The 23,026-nt window shown below is 44.9% G+C and carries 28 protein-coding genes; 13 read left to right on the forward strand and 15 right to left on the reverse strand.

Annotation, left to right across the window (positions count from 1 at the left end):
• Positions 1 to 1,368 (forward strand): hypothetical protein (locus V7Q33_RS15480; RefSeq protein ID WP_333820415.1); only part of this gene is annotated, 1,368 nt, incomplete at its 5' end.
• On the opposite strand, the gene V7Q33_RS15485 is transcribed toward V7Q33_RS15480, so the two are convergent.
• From V7Q33_RS15485 to V7Q33_RS15525, 9 genes are all read right to left on the reverse strand, one after another.
• Complete coding sequence (locus V7Q33_RS15485; protein ID WP_331960916.1) at positions 1,358 to 1,615, reverse strand: SemiSWEET transporter; 258 nt, start codon at positions 1,613 to 1,615, stop codon at positions 1,358 to 1,360. The two genes, V7Q33_RS15480 and V7Q33_RS15485, sit on opposite strands and share 11 nt — an antisense overlap.
• 160 nt (positions 1,616 to 1,775) lie before the next feature.
• Entirely contained in the window at positions 1,776 to 2,579 is an 804-nt protein-coding gene (locus V7Q33_RS15490) for an ABC transporter permease subunit (protein ID WP_331961645.1), read from the reverse strand.
• Positions 2,580 to 2,638: 59 nt separating this feature from the next.
• A complete protein-coding gene (locus V7Q33_RS15495) occupies positions 2,639 to 3,529 on the reverse strand; it encodes an ABC transporter ATP-binding protein (protein WP_333820416.1) in 891 nt (296 codons plus the stop codon).
• Positions 3,530 to 3,584: 55 nt separating this feature from the next.
• The gene (locus V7Q33_RS15500) at positions 3,585 to 4,091 is read right to left on the reverse strand and encodes a DUF4252 domain-containing protein (RefSeq protein ID WP_333820417.1); all 507 of its coding nucleotides are present in this window, start codon (positions 4,089 to 4,091) and stop codon (positions 3,585 to 3,587) included.
• 3 nt (positions 4,092 to 4,094) lie between these two features.
• Positions 4,095 to 4,574 carry a DUF4252 domain-containing protein gene (locus tag V7Q33_RS15505; protein ID WP_331974283.1) on the reverse strand — a complete coding sequence of 160 codons (480 nt, stop codon included), beginning with the start codon at positions 4,572 to 4,574 and terminating at the stop codon, positions 4,095 to 4,097.
• Positions 4,575 to 4,693: 119 nt separating this feature from the next.
• The gene (locus V7Q33_RS15510; protein ID WP_333820418.1) at positions 4,694 to 5,221 is read right to left on the reverse strand and encodes a DUF4252 domain-containing protein; all 528 of its coding nucleotides are present in this window, start codon (positions 5,219 to 5,221) and stop codon (positions 4,694 to 4,696) included.
• A 72-nt stretch (positions 5,222 to 5,293) separates the two neighbouring features.
• The gene (locus V7Q33_RS15515) at positions 5,294 to 5,806 is read right to left on the reverse strand and encodes a hypothetical protein (protein WP_333820419.1); all 513 of its coding nucleotides are present in this window, start codon (positions 5,804 to 5,806) and stop codon (positions 5,294 to 5,296) included.
• Positions 5,796 to 6,308, reverse strand: a complete 513-nt coding sequence (locus V7Q33_RS15520) for an RNA polymerase sigma factor (RefSeq protein WP_331974289.1) — start codon at positions 6,306 to 6,308, stop codon at positions 5,796 to 5,798. Before V7Q33_RS15520 ends, V7Q33_RS15515 begins: the two co-directional genes overlap by 11 nt.
• 87 nt (positions 6,309 to 6,395) lie before the next feature.
• Positions 6,396 to 7,076, reverse strand: a complete 681-nt coding sequence (locus V7Q33_RS15525; RefSeq protein WP_333820420.1) for a Crp/Fnr family transcriptional regulator — start codon at positions 7,074 to 7,076, stop codon at positions 6,396 to 6,398.
• Positions 7,077 to 7,111: 35 nt separating this feature from the next.
• Here V7Q33_RS15525 and V7Q33_RS15530 point away from each other — a divergent pair, with 35 nt between their 5' ends.
• The 5 genes from V7Q33_RS15530 to V7Q33_RS15550 are packed head-to-tail and all read left to right on the forward strand — an operon-like array spanning position 7,112 to position 10,459.
• Entirely contained in the window at positions 7,112 to 7,942 is an 831-nt protein-coding gene (locus V7Q33_RS15530) for an MOSC domain-containing protein (RefSeq protein ID WP_333820421.1), read from the forward strand.
• Positions 7,939 to 8,475 carry a CopD family protein gene (locus V7Q33_RS15535; protein ID WP_333820422.1) on the forward strand — a complete coding sequence of 179 codons (537 nt, stop codon included), beginning with the start codon at positions 7,939 to 7,941 and terminating at the stop codon, positions 8,473 to 8,475. Before V7Q33_RS15530 ends, V7Q33_RS15535 begins: the two co-directional genes overlap by 4 nt.
• On the forward strand, positions 8,468 to 9,148 hold the full coding sequence (locus V7Q33_RS15540; protein ID WP_333820423.1) for an SCO family protein: 681 nt from the start codon (positions 8,468 to 8,470) through the stop codon (positions 9,146 to 9,148). Before V7Q33_RS15535 ends, V7Q33_RS15540 begins: the two co-directional genes overlap by 8 nt.
• 20 nt (positions 9,149 to 9,168) lie before the next feature.
• Positions 9,169 to 9,666 carry a c-type cytochrome gene (locus V7Q33_RS15545; protein WP_333820424.1) on the forward strand — a complete coding sequence of 166 codons (498 nt, stop codon included), beginning with the start codon at positions 9,169 to 9,171 and terminating at the stop codon, positions 9,664 to 9,666.
• Between the two features lie 19 nt (positions 9,667 to 9,685).
• Complete coding sequence (locus V7Q33_RS15550; protein ID WP_333820425.1) at positions 9,686 to 10,459, forward strand: tetratricopeptide repeat protein; 774 nt, start codon at positions 9,686 to 9,688, stop codon at positions 10,457 to 10,459.
• A gap of 51 nt (positions 10,460 to 10,510) precedes the next feature.
• On the opposite strand, the gene V7Q33_RS15555 is transcribed toward V7Q33_RS15550, so the two are convergent.
• On the reverse strand, positions 10,511 to 10,936 hold the full coding sequence (locus V7Q33_RS15555) for a DUF2141 domain-containing protein (RefSeq protein ID WP_331974303.1): 426 nt from the start codon (positions 10,934 to 10,936) through the stop codon (positions 10,511 to 10,513).
• Positions 10,937 to 11,161: 225 nt separating this feature from the next.
• Between V7Q33_RS15555 and V7Q33_RS15560 the strand changes: the two genes are divergently transcribed.
• The 7 genes from V7Q33_RS15560 to V7Q33_RS15590 all read left to right on the forward strand — a co-directional run bounded on the left by V7Q33_RS15560 (position 11,162) and on the right by V7Q33_RS15590 (position 19,045).
• Positions 11,162 to 11,641, forward strand: coding sequence for a (2Fe-2S)-binding protein (locus V7Q33_RS15560; protein ID WP_331974305.1), 480 nt, complete (start codon positions 11,162 to 11,164; stop codon positions 11,639 to 11,641).
• 93 nt (positions 11,642 to 11,734) lie between these two features.
• The gene (locus V7Q33_RS15565) at positions 11,735 to 13,903 is read left to right on the forward strand and encodes a xanthine dehydrogenase family protein molybdopterin-binding subunit (RefSeq protein ID WP_333820426.1); all 2,169 of its coding nucleotides are present in this window, start codon (positions 11,735 to 11,737) and stop codon (positions 13,901 to 13,903) included.
• 71 nt (positions 13,904 to 13,974) lie between these two features.
• Entirely contained in the window at positions 13,975 to 14,388 is a 414-nt protein-coding gene (locus V7Q33_RS15570; RefSeq protein ID WP_331974309.1) for a c-type cytochrome, read from the forward strand.
• An 11-nt stretch (positions 14,389 to 14,399) separates the two neighbouring features.
• On the forward strand, positions 14,400 to 14,852 hold the full coding sequence (locus V7Q33_RS15575) for a nuclear transport factor 2 family protein (protein WP_333820427.1): 453 nt from the start codon (positions 14,400 to 14,402) through the stop codon (positions 14,850 to 14,852).
• A gap of 33 nt (positions 14,853 to 14,885) precedes the next feature.
• Positions 14,886 to 16,076, forward strand: coding sequence for an XdhC family protein (locus tag V7Q33_RS15580; protein ID WP_333820428.1), 1,191 nt, complete (start codon positions 14,886 to 14,888; stop codon positions 16,074 to 16,076).
• 198 nt (positions 16,077 to 16,274) lie between these two features.
• Positions 16,275 to 18,401: an outer membrane protein assembly factor BamB family protein gene (locus tag V7Q33_RS15585; protein ID WP_333820429.1), complete on the forward strand. Its 2,127-nt coding sequence runs from the start codon at positions 16,275 to 16,277 to the stop codon at positions 18,399 to 18,401.
• Between the two features lie 32 nt (positions 18,402 to 18,433).
• A complete protein-coding gene (locus tag V7Q33_RS15590) occupies positions 18,434 to 19,045 on the forward strand; it encodes a nucleotidyltransferase family protein (protein ID WP_333820430.1) in 612 nt (203 codons plus the stop codon).
• Positions 19,046 to 19,081: 36 nt separating this feature from the next.
• Here V7Q33_RS15590 and rpsJ read toward each other — a convergent pair whose 3' ends face one another.
• The 5 genes from rpsJ to V7Q33_RS15615 all read right to left on the reverse strand — a co-directional run bounded on the left by rpsJ (position 19,082) and on the right by V7Q33_RS15615 (position 22,953).
• On the reverse strand, positions 19,082 to 19,387 hold the full coding sequence (rpsJ, locus tag V7Q33_RS15595) for a 30S ribosomal protein S10 (RefSeq protein ID WP_079688288.1): 306 nt from the start codon (positions 19,385 to 19,387) through the stop codon (positions 19,082 to 19,084).
• 25 nt (positions 19,388 to 19,412) lie between these two features.
• Positions 19,413 to 21,527: an elongation factor G gene (gene fusA, locus V7Q33_RS15600; RefSeq protein WP_331974323.1), complete on the reverse strand. Its 2,115-nt coding sequence runs from the start codon at positions 21,525 to 21,527 to the stop codon at positions 19,413 to 19,415.
• Between the two features lie 14 nt (positions 21,528 to 21,541).
• A complete protein-coding gene (rpsG, locus tag V7Q33_RS15605; RefSeq protein ID WP_331974325.1) occupies positions 21,542 to 22,009 on the reverse strand; it encodes a 30S ribosomal protein S7 in 468 nt (155 codons plus the stop codon).
• A gap of 12 nt (positions 22,010 to 22,021) precedes the next feature.
• Positions 22,022 to 22,447 (reverse strand): 30S ribosomal protein S12, encoded by a 426-nt coding sequence (gene rpsL / locus V7Q33_RS15610; protein WP_331974327.1) that lies wholly within the window; start codon positions 22,445 to 22,447, stop codon positions 22,022 to 22,024.
• Between the two features lie 173 nt (positions 22,448 to 22,620).
• Positions 22,621 to 22,953, reverse strand: a complete 333-nt coding sequence (locus V7Q33_RS15615) for a DUF3467 domain-containing protein (RefSeq protein WP_331974329.1) — start codon at positions 22,951 to 22,953, stop codon at positions 22,621 to 22,623.
• Positions 22,954 to 23,026: the final 73 nt, after the last annotated feature.

Genomic DNA, 23,026 nt, shown 5'->3' on the forward strand with positions numbered 1-23,026 from the left:
ATGACGCTGATCACCGATTTCTCGTCCATCCTCCTCGACACCAGCGATAACACCATTATTCTTCCCCGGCCTGTAAGCGGGCAAACGCTATTCGCAGCGCGCCTCACGCATATACTGCTATACCTCGGGCAGCTTGCCATCGGGTTAACGATCTTCCCTGCATTAGTTATTATTATCAAGTACGGCTTCCTGTTGTTCGCAGTGTTTCTGCTCGCGGTAGCGTTATCGGTGCTTACCGCGGTGTTTGTTACCAATGCCTTTTATTTGCTGGTGATGCAGTTTGCCAGTGAAGAGAAGTTGAAGAACATCATCAATTATTTTCAAATCCTTATGGCGGTGCTCATTATGGGTGGCTACCAGATATTGCCGCGCATTATGGAACGCATGGATATAGCAAGCTATGAATTTGAGATCACATGGTGGAGCTTTCTGTTACCTCCGGTGTGGATGGCTGGCGCACTGGAAACTATACATTACAAACTGACGGACCTATCGCACATCGCGTTAACAATTTGTGCGTTGGTGTTGCCGATATTGGGCGCTTACCTGGTGAACAAATACCTGTCACCTATATTTACTAAAAAGCTGGGCACGATGGGTGCCGGCACGGAGCGTGTTGAAAAACCCAAAACAGAAAAGCAAAGCTATAGCAACAAGATCAGCGGCTGGATTACCAACAATCCGTTTGAGCAGGGTGCGTTTAACCTGATCTATAAAATTCTCGGTCGCGACAGAAAGATAAAGCTAAAGATATACCCGGCCTTCGGTTATGTGTTGATCTTCGGGGTGATCTTTGCCATGCAGGGTAAAAAAGATATTGTGGCCACGTGGCACAACCTGCCCAACACGCAATATCACCTCATGCTGATATACCTGTCGTTTATGATCTTGCAGGTAGCGGTGTATGAAGTTCCTTATTCAGATGATTTTAAAGCGAGCTGGGTATATTTCTCAGCGCCGTTAGATAAACCGGGAGAGATTCTGTCGGGCACACTGAAGGCTATTTTTGTGCGATTGTTCATACCCGGCTATCTGGTAATCAGTGCACTGATACTATTTATCTGGGGATCGCGGGCGGGCGTTGATATACTCTTCGGATTCTTTAACAACTTTTTGATGCTGCTCATCTTCGCGATGATAAACACACGACATCTGCCGTTGTCGATGGCACCGAATGTTCGCAGCCAGTCGGGAAATATAGCGCGGTCGCTGCTTACGTTTCTGCTTATTGGTATTCTGGGCTTTGGGCATTATCTGCTAGCGCGAATACCGTTTATACAGTTGGGCATGATACCCGTGCAGCTTGGTATAATTTTCCTGCTGCTACGGGCGTACAAGCGAACGGACTGGAACCAGCTTACTCTTTAAAGCGCAGTTTGAAGTACAGCAGTGTAGAGGCGAGCATCAGCGTAAGCATGTTGGCAGCGATTACCGGTATATCCTGCACCATAATGCCGTAGATAAGCCACAAGGCTACACCCAGACAAAAGATAGAGAACATGCTTAAAGAAAGATCTTTCGCAGAACGGGACTTCCAGGTTTTAATAACCTGCGGCAAAAAAGCGATGGTAGTACAACCTCCGGCAACCAGTCCTATTAATTGAATCGTGTTCATAAGGGTCAATAAAAGCTTTACAGTTTTCTTTACACGACAAAATTAATGAAACGTTGCGGTGGCAGACCGTTGATGTAATTTTATTAAACTACTTGCTTCTTAAAACGATTGCAGAAATTTTCTTCTTCAAAGCGATTGCATTCGGCTTCCGCGAAAGCGGTTAAATGTCCGAGCGCTTCAGCTTCCAATAGCTGGTATAATTGAAGATGAGTGTCCAACCGAGTACAATGGCCACAGACGACAGCTTGAGGTAGTCCTGTATCTCCTGGAACGCGTAACGGGGGAAAGGCCACGGTATCAGGTACCAGATGGAGCGCATGGGGAAGAACGGTATAACTTCCGGTAAGTAATTATCCACTTTAGCGGCTACAATCGCTTCGATGGCAGGGAACAACAACAGGAGAATGATAGTAAGACCGGCCCGTTGAATGAGTACACCCAACATGAGCGCAAACGACAGGAAGAAGAACAGCTCGAGGAAGTAAGCCGGGAAAAATTCAAGATCAGTCATTATACGATCCAGCTCGATAGAGGGGCTATAGATCATGCCGGTTACAAGACCGATCAGGAAGATCATCACCACACTTATCAAACTAAGCAACACATTCGTGATGATCTTGGAGAACAGAAATTCGCTGCGGCTTAATCCGTCTATTATATTTTGCCGTATCGTTCTATAGCTATATTCATTGGTGATGGAGATTGCCACCAGCACGGCCAGCACAATCTTGAGAAGACCTGCGCACCAGATCAAGTTCATCCACACATCCGGAAAATGATAAAGTGGTATACGGTTGATGTTTAACTTCTGCCCGAAGTCTTCGAATGTGCGTGCCAGCCACTTCAAAAATTCCATACCGCTGGCAGCACCAAGCCCCAGCGTTAAAAAGTATAAACCACCAATTACCCAGAAGGTACGGTAGCTTGTCATTTTCTTCAGGTCTATTTTGAGAAGGTGCAGCATAACGCGCAGATGTATTTATAGTACGATGTTGATGTGATTCAAAATATAGTATAGCTGGCTCACGCACCGGCCAGTATTTCAAGAAACTGTTTCTCCAGTGTCTTTTTCTTTGTAGTGAGGTGCGAAGCCACAATACCTTTCTCGAATAAGAACTTGTTCAGGTCTTTGCTATGAAAACCTTCGCGCATAGCCACCTGGAAACTTCCATTCTCACGACTGATGGATGATGTGCCGGCGAAGGCCAGCAACACTTCGTTCAGGTTCTCTGCCGAAGCCGCCACTTCAACCGTTTCTTCGCCTTTGCCAACCTCATCTACCGGACCAACATGTACCAGTGTTCCTTTCTTTAACACTGCGAAGTGTGTACAAACTTTCTGCACTTCATCCAGCAGGTGACTGGCGAGTATAATCGTTTTACCATTGGCTGCAATCTTTTTGATGAGTTCGCGTATCTCGGCTATACCCATTGGATCAAGACCATTGGTAGGCTCATCAAGTATCAATACAGTAGGATCATTTAGCAGCGCCGAGGCAATTGCCAAACGTTGTTTCATACCAAGTGAATACGTGCGATACTTGTCGTCTCTGCGTTCGTATAGCTCTACCAACTGCAGTACTTTCGGTATATTCTCTACCGGGCATTGCTTGATCATGGCGTTGAGCTCAAGATTTTTCTGCCCCGTGAGGTAAGGATAAAATATAGGATGCTCCAGCACCGCTCCCACCTTCTTGCGGAGATGATGTGTGGGGGCTTCACCAAACCATGTAAAGTCTCCTGCGGTAGGGTTTATCACCCCCATCAGCATGCCGAGTGTAGTAGTCTTGCCGCTACCGTTGGGGCCTAACATACCGAAAACCTGTCCGGCTTTTACTTCCAGCGACAGGTTGTTTACGGCCTTGATCCTGCCAAATTGTTTGGTCAGGTTTTTTATGGAGAGTACGGATTCCAAAAGTTTTTCTTTGTTAGCTATAGTATTGGTAGATCAAACGCGATGAGAATTACAGTTACTCCTCATCCTTGGTAAAATTCCGGATCTTCTTGCCGATGTCGGCACTCTCATCGAGTGTGGAATATAGCTTGGTAACTTTGTCGAGGGCAATCTTGCCCACTATATCCAGCACAAACAAATTCGTGGAGTCGTTGATGAGCACCAGCATGCCTTTGGTGTCGCCATTTTTTTCTTTGATAAAGATGTCGAAGTTCTTTCCCTGGTGGCGGCTGGTCATCGCTTCTTCAAACGACTCGGATTTATAGTTGCTTACAATCTTTTTATAGTCGCCCGTGGCAAAACCTTTTCGCTTGTCGATCATCAGGAACTTCATCTTCTCAATGTCTTTGATCAGCGCGTCAAAATCCTTGTCTTCCTTCTGGTTCAGCATGCGAAGGGTGTTATTGTAAAAGAACAGCGAGAGCGCTTCACTATATTTCTTATGCAACGCTTCGGTTGTGGCGCTCTGGGCTTGTGCAATATGCGCTGAAACCGCCAGCAGGATGATGAGTATATATCGCATGGGTTAGAGACTGGTTAGTCGTTCGTGATTTTTTTCTTCCAGTAATTTCTTAGGATCAAGATAGCCTTTTATTTCGATGGCTGTTAGCTCATCGTCACTTTCTACGAGCAGAAAATAGAGGTTGTTATTCTTTCCGTGTTCCTGCATATAAACGGTAGCATAGTCGCCATTATCGCTGGCAGAAACCATTTCTTCAAAGTCGTCATGCAGCAACAGCTTGCGGAAGCCGCTTACTTTCAGGTCGCGATCGCGTAGCTCGCGCATGGGTATACTCATGATGCGAACACTTTTAATCACTCCAAAATCTTCATCTTCATCCGATAGCCACAGCGCTGTGCGCAATACAAATCCGCCCACGCTGAAGGACACTACGTCTTCGGCACCGTGAAATTTATTTTGCAGTGTCCGAAAGCTTTTACTTTGCGCAAAAGATGTGGACGAAAGCGAACCGATAATAAGCAGGAGTGTTACGATGTGTTTCATATAGGAAGGGATTGGGTTGATGATAACACAGAGATGCAAAAGATATAGAGGCCGTTGCATCGGAGGGAAAAAATCCGGTGACAGTCGCATATAAAGTCACCGGATCATTTTAGGGCAGATTAGTTCTTCTTATTGCCGTCATTCATTTTTTCAAGCTTCTGCAAGCCGTCAACGTTCATTTTCTTGCCGATCTTGGAAACCTGTTTCAGGTCTATTTCTCCAAAGAGGCTCAGGATCATAAAGTCGTCTGTGCCGCCCATGATCATTACCAGCTCGGATATTTTTCCACCGCTTTCCTTGATCAGGAATTTCATGTCTTTGTCTTTATCCCGCACCGACATCAGCTCTTCAAATTCTTTGGTAGGAATCAGCGCGAAGGCTTCTTTATACAGGGCACGTGCATCGGACGTATTTTCTTTACCGAGTATACGCAGACCTTTCAATTTGCTGATGGCGTTGAGCACTTCCTGGTCTTCTTTGCTATCCACTTCCATGTTGGTGAAAAGGCTGAACATCTTGCTGCTCACGGTAACCTGTGTGAACGATTCATCGCCCTGGTATTTTGTGAAAAATTTGGAGATAGCATCCTGCGCAAAAGCTCCGTTCACAGCTACCAATATCAATGCAATTGCAAATATCTTTTTCATAATAATAGTATATTTTCTTGTTTAGAGGTTTTCCCTGTGTGCCCGTGTGTGAGTGGGTGTGGTATATATACTCTAGAGTTTATTATTCTTTTCCTTTTGTTTTTTCTGTATCTCTTCCTGCGCTTCGTTGAACATGTTTATTTTCTTGGCTTGTTCTTCTGCTGTTCCGAAGCTCTTGGAGATCATGAGCAGTGCTTTTTTGGTTTCTTCGAAGGCGAGCTGCGGGTCATCGTAGGTGTCTACCACTTCCTGCGGAGTTGATTTGCGAACTTCGTTGCGTACAAACCAAACTGCCATCAAGAGCACGGCAAGCCCTGCGGCAATGCGCATGGAGTTATAGAATATCTTTACTACCCGGCCACGCGGTGCTACCTGCATTTTGCCAGCCAGCGCAGCATCAAAAGACAGATCGTTGATTGCCTTTTTTTTACTTTCATCGAAGTAATGAAAGAGTGCTGCCGTTTCCTTCAGATGCTCGGGTATATTTCCGGCTCTGAAGTAAGCGTGCAACTGCTGCTCTTCTTCCAGCGAAGTTTCGCAGTTCCAATACTTGTTTAAAAGCTCTTCAATCCGGTTAGAGTCCATAAGCATTAATCTTCATCAGTTTTTCGCGCACAGCATTTCTGGCTCTGAACAGGTTTACTTTTACCTGGTTCATATCCAATTCGAGTATCTCGCAGATCTCGTTATAACTATACCCTTCCACATCGCGAAGGTGTATGACCTGACGCTGCTTTTCGGGCAGCGCTGCAATCAGTTGATTAATTCGCTGCATACTCTCCTGTATTTCTGTTGATTCATGCGGCGTTAACGCTTCGTTGTGAACATTGAAACTTTCTTCAATGGGATCTGTCTGCTTTCGGCTTATGGAGCGGATGCGGTCCAGCGAAAGGTTCTTGGTGATGCGCATGCACCAGGCCTCCCAGTTCTGTACCTCATTCATCTGCTCGCGGCCATTCCACACGCGGATAAATACTTCCTGCACTACATCTTTCGCTTCTTCTTCGCTGCCCACGAATTTCATGGCAAAGCGGAAGAGCTTATTTTTTACAGGCAATACCCGGTTTTGAAATGATTCGAGATTCATCCGTTGAAATTCAATAGCAAGACGCCCGGGTGTACCCGATGTTACAGCCCGTTTTAAAATTTATTAAAAATCTTTTTACAAGATCGTCTATCGCAGGTTATCGAGGTCGCGGATGAGAATTTTTTTGCGGTCGAAGTTTATCAGGTTCTGTTCTTTGAGCTCATTGAGCACGGTGGTAACGGTTTGCCGCGAGGTGCCGGTAAGGGCGGCTATATCTTTGTGGGTAAGCTTGGTGGGTATCATGGTTTCAAACCCCACTTTGCGGCCTTTCCAGGCAGCTGTATCCTTTAAAAATTCAATAATGCGTGTGCGGGCATCCTTGAATACCAGCAGTTCGAGCTTGCGCTCCAGCTTCATCAGACGCAGGCCTATGAGCTTTAATATCTTAAAACTGAGCTCGCGATTTTCGAACATCAGCTCCTTCAGCTCCATGATGGTAAGCGGGCAGATTACCGCATCGCTCATCGCCTGGGCAAAATCCCTGCGCGTATCTTCGCCTGCCAGCGCCAGTTCTCCGAAGAGCTCTCCCGTAGTAAGGATCGATGACACTACTTCTTTCCCGTCATCCAGGTAATGGCCTATTTTGATGCGGCCGTCCACAATCAGGTAAATATTAGAGGCAGCGTCTTCGGGCACATACACAAACTGATCTTTTTTATAGCGGATAAACTCGTGCTTATCGCCCATCTTTTTTACTTTGTGCGGGCAAAGAATGTTGTAAAGGTTAACACTTTCGAAGTACCAAAGTGCGGCTGCGGAGTTTGACATAACTATTAAGTTACTAAAAAATTAAGTGTACGTTCATGAAGAATCTGAAGCTCAGCGAAATCTGGATATATCCCATAAAATCGTTGGGGGGAATACGGTTATCATCGGCCAAAGTTATGGAGAAAGGTCTTCAATTTGACAGGCGGTTTATGCTGGTAGATGATGACGGCAAATTTATGACACAACGTGTTTTCCCCGCTATGGCGTTGTTTAAATTATCTATTCAGGATACAACCCTTACTATTCACCACCAGCAGCAATCTATAGAGGTTCCGGTGGTACCCGCCATCAATTCACCCGCCATTACGGTGCAGATATGGGACAACACGGTGCAGGCACACGAAGTTCACCCTTCGTATAGTCAATGGTTTTCTGAACGACTTGGCATATCGTGTCGCTTAATGTTCTTTCCGGAAGAATATGAACGGCCGGTTGATCCGCAATATAAAGTAAATGACGAGCACGTGAGCTTTGCGGATGCATATCCCTTCCTCATCATTGGGCAGGCTTCGCTGGATGATTTGAACAGGCGACTCAAAGAACCTGTTCCCATGAACCGTTTCAGACCCAATCTTGTCTTTACCGGAGGCGAACCGTATGAAGAAGACACGTGGCGGGAATTTACCGTAGGCCAAAACACCTTTGTAGGTGTAAAACCTTGCGCACGTTGCGTGCTCACTACAGTAAACCAGGATACTGCCGAAAAAGGAACTGAACCACTCAAAACGCTGGCGTCTTATCGCAACCGTAATAACAAAATATACCTCGGGCAAAACCTGGTGGCAATCAATCATACATCCATTCAGGTGGGCGATACCCTATCGGTTCTTTCCACGGTTGCCAATCACATGATCACTACACCATGACATCGCTATATCTCAAAGCTGTTCATATTATTTTTATTGTTACGTGGTTTGCCGGGCTCTTCTACATGCCTCGCTTGTATGTATATATCATTGAAGCGTACGATAAACCCGAACCGGAAAAATCCATTCTGCTCAGGCAACTGAACCTGATGGCGTCCCGTCTCTGGTATGGCATTACGTGGCCTTCGGCGATCATTACACTGGGAATGGGAACATCGCTGCTCATCAACCAGCCACAGTGGCTAACCATGAGCTTTATGCACATCAAGCTTACGCTGGTGTTTCTTCTGTATCTGTATCATATCTCGCTGCAGGTATTGCTGAACCAGCTGAAGAAAGGCGTTGTAAAATATTCTTCGCAGCAGATGCGCCTGTGGAATGAAGTATCAACGTTATTTCTGATCAGTATTGTATTTTTGATCGTTCTTAAAAACGCCCTGAGCATGCTCTGGGGCCTTGCAGGACTGATTGGCGTGGTGATCCTGATTATGACGGGAATGAAGGTTTATAAAAAACTAAGAAAAGATGACTAAGCAATTGACGTGGAGAAGTGAAACGATGCGGGCGGTGCTATACACTGCTCTGATATTGACAACAGGGAGTATTCTGTTATCATCATGCGCTAAAAAAGAAGAGCCGCCGCTGCCCATCTTTGGCGAGCGTGAAGTGGAAGGTAAGGATACGGTATACCACACGATCGATAATTTCAAGTTTGTTGATCAGGACAGTGCCGAGGTAACGAACGATACTTTCAAAGACAAGATCTATGTAGCCGATTTTTTCTTTACTTCCTGCCGTACCATCTGCCCCATTATGAAAACGCAAATGCTGCGGGTATATGATTCCATCCAGAACGATCCGGATGTATTGTTACTCTCGCACAGTATAGATCCTGAATACGACACCGTAGGTTTACTGCATGATTATGCCGAGCGCCTCGGAGTAAAGAGCAACAAGTGGCATTTTGTTACCGGCAATAAAGAAGATATATACAAAATCGCACAGACCAGTTATTTCGCTACCGCCCTCGAAGATAAATCGGAACCCGATGGCTTCATCCACAGTGGAGCATTTTTACTCATTGACAAAGACAAACGCATTCGCGGCAAGTATGACGGCACCAAGGAAGAAGATGTAAACCGCCTGCTGGCCGATATACAGCGATTGAAAAGAGAATACGCGAAGGAGCGGAAAGCTCAGGGCTAAAATTTAAAGTTTAATGTTTAATGTTCAAGGTTCAAGGTCTAAGGCTCAGGTTCTCAACTCGCATCCGGCTCTTTGCTTTTAGCTTTCTGCTTTCAGCTTTTTGCTTTTTACTTCCCGCATCTTGTGGTGAAAAGAAAAAAGACGCTGCTGAAACGAACGCTATATCTTCTGTTAAGGAGCAACAATATTATGTGCACGGCGAGCAGCTGTACCTGAAGCACTGCAGTAACTGTCACCAGGCTAGTGGAACGGGATTGGGTTTGCTATATCCACCCTTAGCCAAATCTGATTTTATAGATAAAAATTTTGAATCGGTAATCTGCCTGATGCGCCATGGTATAAATGGAGAACTGATCGTGAACGGCAAAAGCTTCAACAAGGAGATGCCTGGTATACCATCGCTCACTGATCTGGAGATTGCCGAGATCGCTACCTACCTGTATAACACCTGGGGCCATCAACGCGATAGCGTTGAATTAAAAGAAGTAAGCGCTATACTCGATCGCTGTGCGGAGTGAATTGCCAAGCACGTATAGTATGAGGAAGTTTTTGTGTATCGCCCTCGTGTTTATAGTCTGCATCAGATTATGTATTGCAAACCCGCTCCCGCCCGATCTGTTTACACAAGGACTAGCGCTCGAAAAAGATTTTAAAGTAGAAGCTGCGCTGGAGAAATATGAACAGTTTCTGAAAGCCTATCCCCATCATGCGCAGGCCTTGACACACGCCAGTCGTATGCTCTCCAATATAGGGGGACGCTTGCCGCTCGATAAGAAAGAAGAAAAGATAGCCTACTATACAAAAGCCAAAGCGTACGCACTGCGTGCTCTGCCGCTCAATCAGCAAAGTATAGAAGCGCATTTGGCTTATACTATATCGCTGGGTTTAATGGCTGAAGTAGCAGGCTCGCCACGCGACAAAATTCATGATGCCAAGATCATTCGTTCAGAAGCTGAAACCATCATTCATCTCGACTCTACCTGTGCCGCAGCGTACTTTATTTTGGGCAAATGGCATTTCGAGCTCGCACGTCTTAGCTGGGTAGAACAAGTGGCTTGTAAATTATTCTTCGGAGGTTTACCCGAAGGCGTATCAATGGATGCTGCTATCAGCAATCTCAAAAAGGCGAGTGCTTTACAACCCAACACTATATTATTTCTCTTTGGAGAAGCATCTGCATACCATTATCAACATAACGATGAAAAGGCTGTCAAGTTACTGAAGCAGGCAATGGCCTTGACACCAAAAGAACCGGATGATATACCGCGTAAGAAACGCTGTGCTGACCTTCTGGAAGAAATCGAAGGGTAATAACCAAGAATAACAAAAGGCCGTCCTGATTTTCAAGACGGCCTTTGTTATTTACATATACTTCATATCTATACTGATATCTTTATCCTTTTGATCGGGTTGCAGATCAAATTGAGCCTTCTCAAAAGACGGAGGCCCAACCGCTCCCATAGCATTGTTCGAAAAGCCAAACCCCTCTTTCGGTATTCCGAGCTTATTCTTGTCCATATCTTTATTCTGATTGGCATCGTGCAAAACGCTCACGGCATATTTACCGGGCTTGAGGTTTTCAAACACTACCGTTACCTGGTCTGCTGTTGCTTTGGCAATTTTGCCTTCTTTGGCATTCCGCGGAAAATCTTTATCGTTGTCAAAAAGTCCTACCAGAATATCGCCTTTATGTCCCTTTATATTCTTCACGGTTACCTGCAACGTGGTTTGTGCTATAGCGCTTGCCGCCAGACAGATCATAGCACCTAATGCCATCCATTTTTTCATGCTCTTCGAATTAAGATTCAATATATAAAACTTTACCCGTTTCCGGGTGTACTTGTATTGTTGTAAAAATTATGCCAGTTAGCCATGTCATTTGTCTTCTGCAAATTACCGTTCATCCGTTGTAATCATTTTTTTAAGTGTCCGTATGTTCTCCTTGTCAATTAACGACATCATATCACGAGTAATTTCGTAACTTTCATCTATTCCAACCCAAATACATATATCATGGCATCCCTTACTCTAAAAATCAACAACCAAAGTCACACCATCGATGTTGATCCGAAAATGCCGTTACTCTGGGCTATTCGCGATTTCGTTGGATTGACTGGTACAAAGTACGGTTGCGGAATTGCTCAATGCGGAGCCTGTACTGTACACCTCGGTGGTGTTCCAGTGCGATCATGCTCCATTCCAGTTTCGGCAGCTGCCGGTAAAGATATTCTTACCATCGAAGGGCTCTCTACCGATAATTCTCACCCGGTGCAACAAGCGTGGATAGCCGAACAAGTGCCTCAATGTGGTTATTGCCAGTCGGGCCAGATTATGGCCGCAACAGCTTTACTCAAGAAGACTCCCAATCCAACCGATAAAGATATAGATGCCGCCATGCAAGGGCACATCTGCCGGTGTGGAACGTATCCGCGCATTCGTAAGGCCATTAAAACGGCAGCCCAGTTAATGAATCAAAAAGCTAGTGTTAAATAGTGGTGGTGAGCACACCATACAGTTTATACCATAGATACTATAAGTATAGGCTGTATTCACTGCCCGTATAAATTATACTTATCATCTATACTTATGAGCGCTACAGAAAAGAACATATCACGCAGAAATTTCATCAGGCTTTCCGGCATGACCGGTGCGGCCCTTACAATCGGATTTTATTTTCCAGCCACCGGCAAAGAAGCTGAAGTAATGAAGCTCGAAACCGCCGAAGCAAAAGGCATTGACCTCAACGCATGGATCAGCATTGATACCAACGGCAAAGTAACCATTACCAATCACCGCTCCGAGATGGGGCAGGGCTCGTTTCAGTCTGTTCCGCAGATCATTGCCGAAGAACTGGAAGTAGATCTTAACAACGTAAATATAATTTTCGCACAAGGCAACAATGCCAAGTACGGAAGTCAGATCACTGGTGGTAGCTCTACCATTCGCGGCTCCTATAAAAAATTATTACACCTCAGTGCGTCCGCGCGCGAAATGCTGATACAAGCTGCTGCTAAAAAGTGGAATGTATCTCCAATCGAATGCTATGCTGAAAATGGTTTTGTTATTCATAAATCATCCGGCAAGAAATTCAACTATGGTGAGCTGGTAACAGAGGCATCGAAGCTTGAACCACCGAAATCGGTAAAGCTAAAAGATATTGAGGAGTATAAAATTATCCGCAAGCCCATGCCGCGTCAGGACACACCGCTCAAGACGAACGGCACAGCTATATTTGGTCTTGATAAAAAATTACCGGGCATGATGTATGCCGTGGTGGAACGCAACCCGCGCTTTCAGGGTAAAGTGAAAAGCTTTGACGACACCGAGGCAAAGAAAGTACCCGGAGTAAAACATGTGTTTCCGGTAAAGATGAGTGTGTTCAACACCTTCCGCGAAGGGGTAGCCGTTGTGGCTGACAATTTGTGGTCGGCCATGCAGGGACGCAAAGTATTGAAAGTAGAGTGGGATGATTCTGGCTTTGAACACTTGAGCACAGAACAGCTCTACACACGTATGAGCGATGCACTGAAAAGCAACGACAGCCTTTCTGTACGCACACGCGGAAATGCTGAAGGTGTATTTCAAAAATCTGCCAGCAAAGTGGAAGCTATATATGAAACACCATACGAAGCACATGCCTGCATGGAGCCACTCAACTGCGTAGCACATTATCAGGATGACAAACTGGAGATATGGGGACCTATACAGGGACCAGATTGGGTGCAGGATTTTTTAAGTCCGCTGATGGGTTTACCGAAAGAGAAGATCATTGTAAACATGACGTTTCTCGGTGGAGGTTTCGGCAGAAAAGCGTTTATGGATTATCCGCACGAAGCCGCGATCATTTCCAAAGAGATCAAGGCTCCTGTAAAAGTAGTATGGACGCGCGAAGATGATACTGCACAAGGACCATTCCGTCCGGGGATGATGTATCAGTGCAAAGGCTCTGTTACAGCTAACGGTGGTATTGAATCGTTCATTATGAAATCTGCCGGGCAGAACATGGATCACCAGTGGCCCAATGCTGATAAGAAATCCTATAATAATTCTGCAACAGAAGGTTTCCTCGAAACATACTTTGAATCACTCCCGCACTATAGTTTCTCCGATGCTCCGCTTGATGTGCCCATTCCGGTAATGTGGTGGCGTTCGGTATATGCTTCCACCAACACCTTTGCACTCGAAAGCTTTATGGATGAGTTGGCTGTGAAAGCCGGTAAAGATCCACTCGAATTCCGCAAGCAACACTTTCAGGAAGGACGCTACCACGAACTCGTAAATAAACTGGAAGAAGTATCTGGTTGGAAATCGCGTAAGAAAAACGAAGGCTATGGTGTGGCTATAGCAGAAAGTTTTTCAAGCATTGTAGGAGAAGTCGTTAAAGTATCGAAGAAACCTGACGGCAAACTCAAGGTAGATAAAGTGTGGGCTGTGATGGATTGCGGCTGGTATGTTAATCCGGATATCATCAAGGCACAGATTGAAGGAAGCATCATTATGGGATTAGGGGCAGCCGTAACACATGCCATTCATTTTGCCGATGGCAAAACCGTAGAGCAAAACTTCAATGTATACAAGATGCCTCGCATGATGGATACACCTGAAATCGAGATCCACATTATGGATAATGAAGAAAAAGCAGGTGGCGTAGGTGAGCCGAGTTTACCGCCTATAGCACCGGCTTTAACGAATGCCATTTTTGATCTTACAGCTAAACGCATCCGGAAACTACCTTTTAATCTGGAAGAAGTATAGGAGGCAAAAATTTACCTGCATAGTATCAGCAAAAAACTATACATTTTATCACAACCATTATTTCGACCCACATGAAGCTCAGATCAACATATATGATTATCACCATGATCGCCGCTACCGGCTTTTCATTGCTTGCCTTTCAACAAAAACCCAAGTTCGATATCAAAGCCAGTATAGCAAGAGGGAAGGAGATATATACTACCCAATGTATAACCTGCCACATGGAACAAGGCGAAGGACTGGAAGGAGTATATCCTCCATTGGCAAAGTCTGATTACCTGATGGCCGACAAAAAGCGTTCTATACAGCAGATCATTCACGGAGTGAGTGGAGAGATCAAAGTAAATGGCGTTACTTATAGTGGTGATATGCCCGCTGTAGAATTGACGGATGAACAGGTGAGCGATGTATTGAATTATGTACGCAACGCCTGGGGCAACAAAGGCGATGCTGTTAAGCCTGAAGAAGCAAAGGCAGCGCGCTAACTTATCTCCGCATGAAACAGCTCCTTGTATTTTGTATTTTGCTTCTTTGCTGCTGTGCACAAAAGCCGGAAACGAAACAAGACCAGCTTACACAACAGGAAGTTGAATCGATTGTGGATAGGTACGATCAGGCATGGAATAATAAAGACACGCTTCAGGTAAACGAACTGCTGGGGCCTGACTATATATACTTTAATTCGGAAGGCGGGCTGAGTACACGTATGGAGTCACTTCAATTTCTTGGCGACACAAGTTTTGTAATATTAAATGCAAGGCGATCGGAAGTAGAAACGAAGATCTCTGGAAACGTGGCCGTAGTAAGTTCGCATTGGAAGGGAGAGCTTGTCTGGAAGGGAGATTCCATCCACGACAATCAGCGATGCGGACAGGTATATATGAAACGAGATGGCAAGATACAACTCATATCAGAGCATTGTATTGCGATAAAAGAGCTAAAAAGGTAAATGGGAATGTGATTCGCAAGCAAAGAGGCAAGCATGAAAGATCTTAAAACAATTGTACACGAATCGGCAAAAATAGATTTCAGTCAGCGAAAAGCTGCTGTGGCAACGGTCGTTAAAGTAAGAGGTTCTTCGTATCGCAGCCCGGGCGCACGCATGCTCATCACCGATGACGGCAGGTGGGTAGGCTCGATCAGCGGTGGGTGCCTCGAAGGAGATGCTTTACGCAAAGCAAGACATGTTATGCTGTATAGCGAACCCATGACGGTTACGTACGACACACGCGAAGAGAGCAATCAGAATTTAGGTATTGGACTTGGATGCAATGGTGTGATTGACGTGCTCATCGAGCCGGTGGATATACAGGATATAAACAACCCTATTGCGTTCTTCGAAAGCATCATTAAGATGGATGCCCCCGTAGCACTGGCCACGATATTTGCTCACAATAATGAAAAAGAGATTGGGAAGAAATTATTGATCACTCCGGGAGCTACGAAGCTTCACAATCTGACGGATGTTGCGCTGGAAGAGCTGATCAGCCGTGATCTCGAAAAATTATTCGACACAAAGAAGTCTGAAGCCCGAAAGTATACTATCAACGGAAAAGAAAAGGAAGTATTCATTGAATTGATACAACCGGCCGTATCGTTGATCATTTTTGGAGGAGGATTCGATGCGCGGCCGGTTAGCCAGTTAGCGAAATCGCTAGGCTGGGATGTTACGGTTACAGATGAGTGCGTTGCTCATATAGCACCGCTGTTTTTTCCGGGAGCCGATAACCTGTCGCTCTGCCAACGGGAATTTGTAGAGCATCATTTTACCATTACACCTTATACCGCCTGTGTGTTGATGTCGCACAATTACGAGTATGATCGCGATGTACTGAAGAAACTATTAAAAACGGAAACACCCTATATTGGTATACTCGGTCCGCGCAAGCGCTTTGACAAAATGGAAGAAGAGTATAGCCGTGAGAATATTATACTTTCAGCACACGATCGCCACCGCATTCATTCCCCGATTGGATTAGATATAGGAGCTGAGGCTCCTGACGAAATTGCGGTGTCTATCATCGCAGAAATACAAGCTAAATTTGCCAATCGTTCAGGGGGGTTCCTGAAATACAGAACCGGGCCAATTCATCAACGTGACACTGCGGGCGATCAGGTATTCAAACAAGTATACCTGCACTCGTATGAACACGAATCGGCTAAAAGTTCATGAACGTATATTTAGAGAGCGAATACCTCCCGGTATATATCGCAACATGCATAGTCAAAATTTTAAGAAGGACGTAAGTGAATTGCTGTAAACCTTTCATCAAACATTATAGATGAAGCGAGAAATGCAGCAACCATCCATCACACGACTCTTGTTATCTTCTGCTATATTTTACAGATTCGTAGAACTCAACCAAGCTCTATGAAACCCACTCCTCTTATTCTTTTAGCCTGGATTTTTATCGGCATTAGCTGCAGTACGAAAACAGAGACTACCGCAGAGATCGCCCTCTATACTACCTGGCGCATAAAAGGTGGAACGGCCGATGGCATTCAATATTCATCGTTGCAGCAGATCAACAAACAAACTGTATTGAACCTGCGTGTTGCCTGGATATACCGAAGCGGAGATGCCGATACAATCGGCAATCGCACTGAGATTCAATGCAACCCGATTATTATAGATAATATACTCTATGGAACTTCCGCATCCTTGAAAGCCTTTGCTGTAGATGCCGCTACAGGTAAAGAGCTTTGGAAATTCACGCCTGATGAGAAAAATGATGGACTCGGTGTTAATCGCGGAGTAACTTATTGGGAGGATGGCAATGACAAGCGCATACTATATTCCTTCGGTCAATATCTCTACGCACTTGACGCGAGAACTGGTCACAAGATTCAGACCTTTGGTGATAGTGGCAGGGTAAGTTTGAAAGAAGGTCTTGGTGAACGTGCTGCCAATTTAATGGTGCTGGCTAACACGCCCGGCGTTGTCTACAAGCACCTTATCATTATGGGATCGCGTGTGCACGAAGGTCCTATAGCAGCTCCAGGGTATATACGTGCATTTGATATTAGAACCGGCAAGCTTGCCTGGGTATTTCATACTATACCACAGCCTGGAGAATTTGGTTATGACACCTGGCCGACAGAAGCCTGGAAGAAAGTGGGCGGCGCTAACTCCTGGAGTGGCATGACCGTAGATCACAAACGCGGGCTTGTATTTGCATCAACGGGGTCGCCTTCTTTTGATTTTTATGGTGGCAATAGAAAAGGAAATAATTTATTTGCCAACTGCGTACTTGCATTAAATGCAGAGACAGGTGAGCGCAAATGGCACTATCAGGTTATACATCACGATATGTGGGATCGTGATCTTCCCGCAGCGCCTATATTAACACGTATTAAGCATGACGGTAAAGACGTAGATGCTGTGACACAGGTTACCAAGAGTGGACATATATACCTCTTCAATCGCGATACTGGTGCACCAATATTCCCCATAAACGAAGTACCCGTAACACCCTCCGACCTCGATGGCGAAGAGGCAGCAAAGACTCAACCAATCCCTGAGAAACCCTTACCCTTCGCGCGGCAAGTGTTTACAGAGGATATGATCAATAATATTACTCCGGGAGCCGCGGCGTACGTTAAAGAAAAATTCAAAGGACTTCGAACCGGGAAGCAATTTATACCTCCCAGCAAAGAAGGTACGATTATATTTCCAGGCTTTGATGGAGGCGCAGAATGGGGAGGTCCGTCCTTCGATCCCGCTACTGGTATACTCTACGTCAACGCCAATGAAATGCCTTGGATATTAACGATGGTAGATGTTCGCATGAAAGGCGAAGCATGGGCTGGTATATCTTTATACAGAACGCATTGTGCCACTTGCCACGGTATAGACCGCGGTGGCGATGGCCATGTATTTCCTGCGCTGAAAAACCTTCAGTCCAAGTTTAACAAAGAACACCTGAAGCAGTTTATACTGAAAGGAAAAGGAGTAATGCCTGCCTTTACACATTTGAGCGAGCGTGAGCGCGATGCTATAGCCCGTTATGTGCTCGATCTTCAGGAACGAACCCAGGAAGAAAAGGAAGGTATATTTGAGCGAGATCCGGATATACTTTACTCCAACACCGGCTACAACCGTTTTCTTACACCCGATGGCTATCCGGCGGTGCAACCTCCCTGGGGAACGCTTAGCGCGATTGATCTCAACAAGGGTGAGATACTTTGGCAGGTACCGCTCGGTGAATTTGAAGAGCTGAAGAAGCAAGGTATAGCTCCTACGGGAACTGAAAACTATGGAGGCTCCTTTGTAACGGCCGGTGGACTCGTATTTGTAGCGGCCAGCCGCGATGAAAAGATTCGAGCCTTCGATAAAGACACTGGAAATATACTTTGGGAGTATCAACTTCCTGCCGGTGGATATGCTACTCCTTCCACATATGAAATTGGGGGCAAACAATATATAGTTATAGCTTGTGGCGGGGGAAAAATGAACACTAAATCAGGAGACAGTTATGTAGCTTTCGCTTTACCCTGACACCAGCGTAACAGACAGCAATGAAGGAAGGAATGAACGATATAGCTATAATTATTCTTGCAGCAGGCTCATCATCACGCATGGGGCAATCAAAACAGTTACTGCTGGTTGATGGTGAGCCGTTGCTACTTAAAACTGTAAAGACAGCTTTAGAGGTAAAGACTGCATCGGTTATCGTTGTACTCGGAGCACATGATCAAGAACACGCAACAGTAACACAAAATCATGCAGTCAACCTTGTGTTCAATGAACGCTGGCAAAGAGGAATGGGAAGCTCGCTAAAGGTGGGACTGCAATTTCTGGAGGATAACACTCCGGCAGCTGAATCCGTAATTATCCTCGTTTGCGATCAGCCTGCACTCACGACAGAACACTTGCTGAACCTTATTCAGACATATAAAAAATCAGGCAAATCAATCATAGCATCTTACTATTCAAACGCACCGGGTGTTCCCGCACTGTTCGACAAAACACATTTTAATGAACTCCTGCATCTTGATGACTTGCAAGGTGCCAAGAAAATTATTCAACAAAACATGGCCGTTACCGAACTCATTCATTTTCCAGAGGGCACTATCGATCTTGACACACCTGGAGATTATCAACAATATATCAACAGCCTTAAAATAGAAAAGCCATCATAACGATGGCTTCCTATTATACATATTGTTGTAAACTAACTACACTTTAATTTCAACATCAACACCGCTAGGCAATTCGAGCTTCATCAAAGCATCAACTGTTTTTGCGCTGTTTGAATATATGTCAACAAGACGCTTGTAAGTGCACAGTTGAAATTGTTCACGTGACTTCTTGTTAACGTGTGGTGAACGAAGTACAGTGAATTTCTCCTTTTCGGTAGGCAGCGGAATAGGACCGCTCACTACTGCACCCGTTGCCTTTACAGCTCTCACGATTTTCTCAGATGATTTATCAACTAAGTTGTGATCGTAAGATTTAAGTTTAATTCTGATTTTCTGGTTCATGATCTAAACGCCTTTTAGATTTAAATTATTTAGCGGCAACTGCGCCTTTTACTTCTTCAATTACTTTATCGGCAAGGTTCTTAGGAACCGGAGCGTAGTGTGAGAATGTCAGGGATGCGGAAGCACGTCCTGAAGTAAGTGTTCTCAGGTCTGTGATGTAACCGAAAAGTTCTTTCAGAGGAACATCAGCTTTGATAACCTGTGCACCAGCGCGTGTATCCATACCTTTCATAACACCGCGTCTTCTGTTCAAGTCTCCTGTTACAGAACCTGTGTACTCATCCGGGCTCATTACTTCTACTGACATGATAGGCTCCAGCAATTGAGGAGCACATTTAGCAGCTGCTTCTTTGAAACCAAGACGAGCAGCTAATTCGAATGACAGTGAGTCAGAGTCTACATCGTGGTATGAACCGTGGAAAAGACGAACTTTCATAGAGTCGATCGGATAGCCTGCCAGCGGTCCGTTCACCATCGCGCTTTCAAAGCCTTTTTGTACAGGCTGAATAAATTCGCGAGGGATAACACCACCAACGATATCGTTCACAAACTCCAATCCTTCCTTATCACCTTCTTTCAATTCACGCGGACCGATTTCAAATACGATATCGGCAAATTTACCACGGCCACCAGTCTGCTTCTTGTAAACTTCCTTGTGTTCAACCGTCTTGGTAAGAGCTTCTTTATAAGCAACCTGAGGTGCACCCTGGTTGATCTCCACTTTAAATTCACGCTTCAGGCGATCGATGATAATTTCAAGGTGAAGCTCACCCATACCACGAAGGATCGTCTGACCTGTTTCCTGATCTGTATTTACGCGAAGTGTAGGATCTTCTTCAACCAGTTTTGCGATTGCCATACCAAGCTTATCAACATCAGCCTGTTTCTTAGGCTCAATCGCGTAACCAATTACAGGCTCAGGGAATACCATCGATTCCAATACTACCTTACGTTTTTCATCGCAAAGCGTATCTCCTGTTTTAATATCCTTGAAACCCACTACCGCACCAATATCACCAGCAGCCAATCTTTCGATCTGGTTTTGCTTGTTAGCGTGCATTTGGAATACGCGGGAAATGCGTTCCTTAGCTTCAGAACGGGTATTGTATACATAGGATCCAGACTCCAGCACGCCAGAGTAAGCGCGTACAAAGCAGAGACGACCTACGAATGGATCGGTTGCAATTTTAAATGCCAACGCAGCGAAAGGCTCTTTTTCATCCGGTCTGATAACAACTTCTTCATCCGTGTCTGGATTAGTACCAATGATGTTATCTTTATCGAGCGGAGAAGGAAGAAGCTCCATCACATAATCGAGCATGGTTTGAACACCTTTGTTTTTGAAAGATGATCCACAAACCATAGGAACCACTTTCATAGCGATAGTCGCTTTGCGAAGGGCGGTAAGAATTTCCTGCTCAGAAATTGAGTTAGGATCTTCAAAGAATTTCTCCATCAATGTTTCGTCAAATTCAGCTACAGCTTCAAGAAGCTTCTCTCTGTATTCGAGTACTTCATCTTTCATATCGTCAGGAATCGGTACAACTTCAAAGGTCATCCCTTTGTCGCTTTCATTCCATACAATACCGCGGTTATTTACGAGGTCAACAACGCCTTTAAAATTATCTTCAGAACCGATTGGCAACTGAAGGGCTACAGCGTGGCTTCCCAATTTTTCTTTTACTTGTTTGCAAACACCAAGGAAGTCTGAACCAGCACGATCCATCTTGTTCACGAAACCGATACGGGCTACCTTATAGTTATCGGCAAGGCGCCAGTTGGTTTCTGATTGAGGTTCCACACCATCAACGGCACTGAACAAGAACACCAGACCATCCAGTACGCGAAGGGAACGGTTTACTTCTACAGTAAAGTCCACGTGCCCCGGAGTATCGATGATGTTTACATTATACTTATTGCCTCTATAGTTCCAGAAAACGGTAGTAGCAGCAGAAGTAATGGTAATACCTCTTTCCTGCTCCTGTGCCATCCAGTCCATGGTAGCAGCACCTTCGTGCACTTCGCCGATTTTATGGTTCACACCGGCATAGTACAGAATACGCTCAGTAGTTGTTGTTTTACCAGCATCGATGTGAGCAGCGATACCAATGTTTCTGGTGAATTTTAAATCTCTAGACATTACTAGTTCCCTGATTAGAATCTGAAATGTGAAAATGCCTTGTTAGCTTCTGCCATGCGGTGTGTATCATCTTTTTTCTTGATAGCAGCACCTTCGCCTTTTGAAGCAGCGATAATCTCAGCAGCAAGTTTATCCATCATGGTCTTTTCGCCACGAAGTCTTGAATAATCAATCAACCACTTGATGCTTAGGTTTATTTTACGCTCCGGACGTATTTCCACCGGAACCTGGAAAGTAGCACCACCTACCCGTCTACTTTTTACCTCAACAGCAGGCATCAGGTTGTTCATTGCGCGTTTCCAAACTTCCAAGCCACTTTCATTGGTCTTTTTTTCTACCAATGCAACAGCATCATAGAAGATACCATAGGCAACGCTTTTCTTACCTTGTTCCATCAGATAGTTCACGAATTTCGTTACCAACGTATCGTTGAACTTAGGATCAGGGAGAAGATATCTCTTTTTAGGTTTCGTTTTTCTCATGGCTCTTTCCTATTATTTTTTACCTTTTGCCGGTGCACCTTTACCTGCTGCAGGAGCTGCTGCACCTGGCTTAGGACGTTTAGCACCATATTTAGAACGGCTTTGTTTACGACCATTCACACCTGCGGTATCCAATGCACCACGGATGATGTGGTAACGAACACCTGGAAGATCTTTTACACGACCTCCGCGAATCAGCACGATAGAGTGCTCTTGCAGGTTGTGACCTTCACCCATAATATAAGCGTTAACTTCTTTACCGCTTACAAGGCGAACGCGTGCTACTTTACGCATCGCTGAGTTAGGCTTCTTAGGAGTGGTTGTGTACACACGTGTACATACTCCTCTTTTCTGTGGGCAAGAATCAAGGGCCGGAGATTTTGATTTGAACTCCAGTTTTCTACGCCCTTTTCTTACAAGTTGTTGAATGGTAGGCATTTATATTTCTTTTTATAAACCTCTCAAAAATTAGGACTGCAAAGGTATTCAAAGTCAGACAGCTTGCAAAGCCGTATCCGATTATTTTTAGCAGAATAATGGTTATTAATCTGTTAAATCCACCCCTTTTAAGGATTTACATCTCCTCCAGAAAAATAAAACTTCGTTGTTGTCTATGCTTCTCCCACGGTTCCACCAAAATTCATGGGGAATTTCGGGAGGTCTTCCGTACGTTTTATCGGCCCGAAGCTACTTTCGTACTTATCGATATTATCCTTTAATGCAAGCAAAAACCGCTTGGCATGTTCTGGTGTAATAACGATTCTGGACTTCACCTTAGCCTTCGGAACGCCCGGCATGAGGCGGATGAAGTCAATTACAAACTCGCTGTTGGAGTGTGCAATCATAGCAAGGTTTGAATAAATCCCCTCAGCAATCTCCTCGGAAAGCTCAATGTTGATCTGGTTTTGATTATTCTGAGACTGTTTGTTCTTGTCGTCTGCCATATCTTAAGTTTTTAGCCAGGGTATATTTCCAAGCTTGTAATCCCTATAAGCAAAATGCGGATGGCCATAAGGG

Source organism: Ohtaekwangia sp. (assembly GCF_036786105.1).
In the GTDB taxonomy this organism is placed as follows: domain Bacteria; phylum Bacteroidota; class Bacteroidia; order Cytophagales; family Cyclobacteriaceae; genus Ohtaekwangia.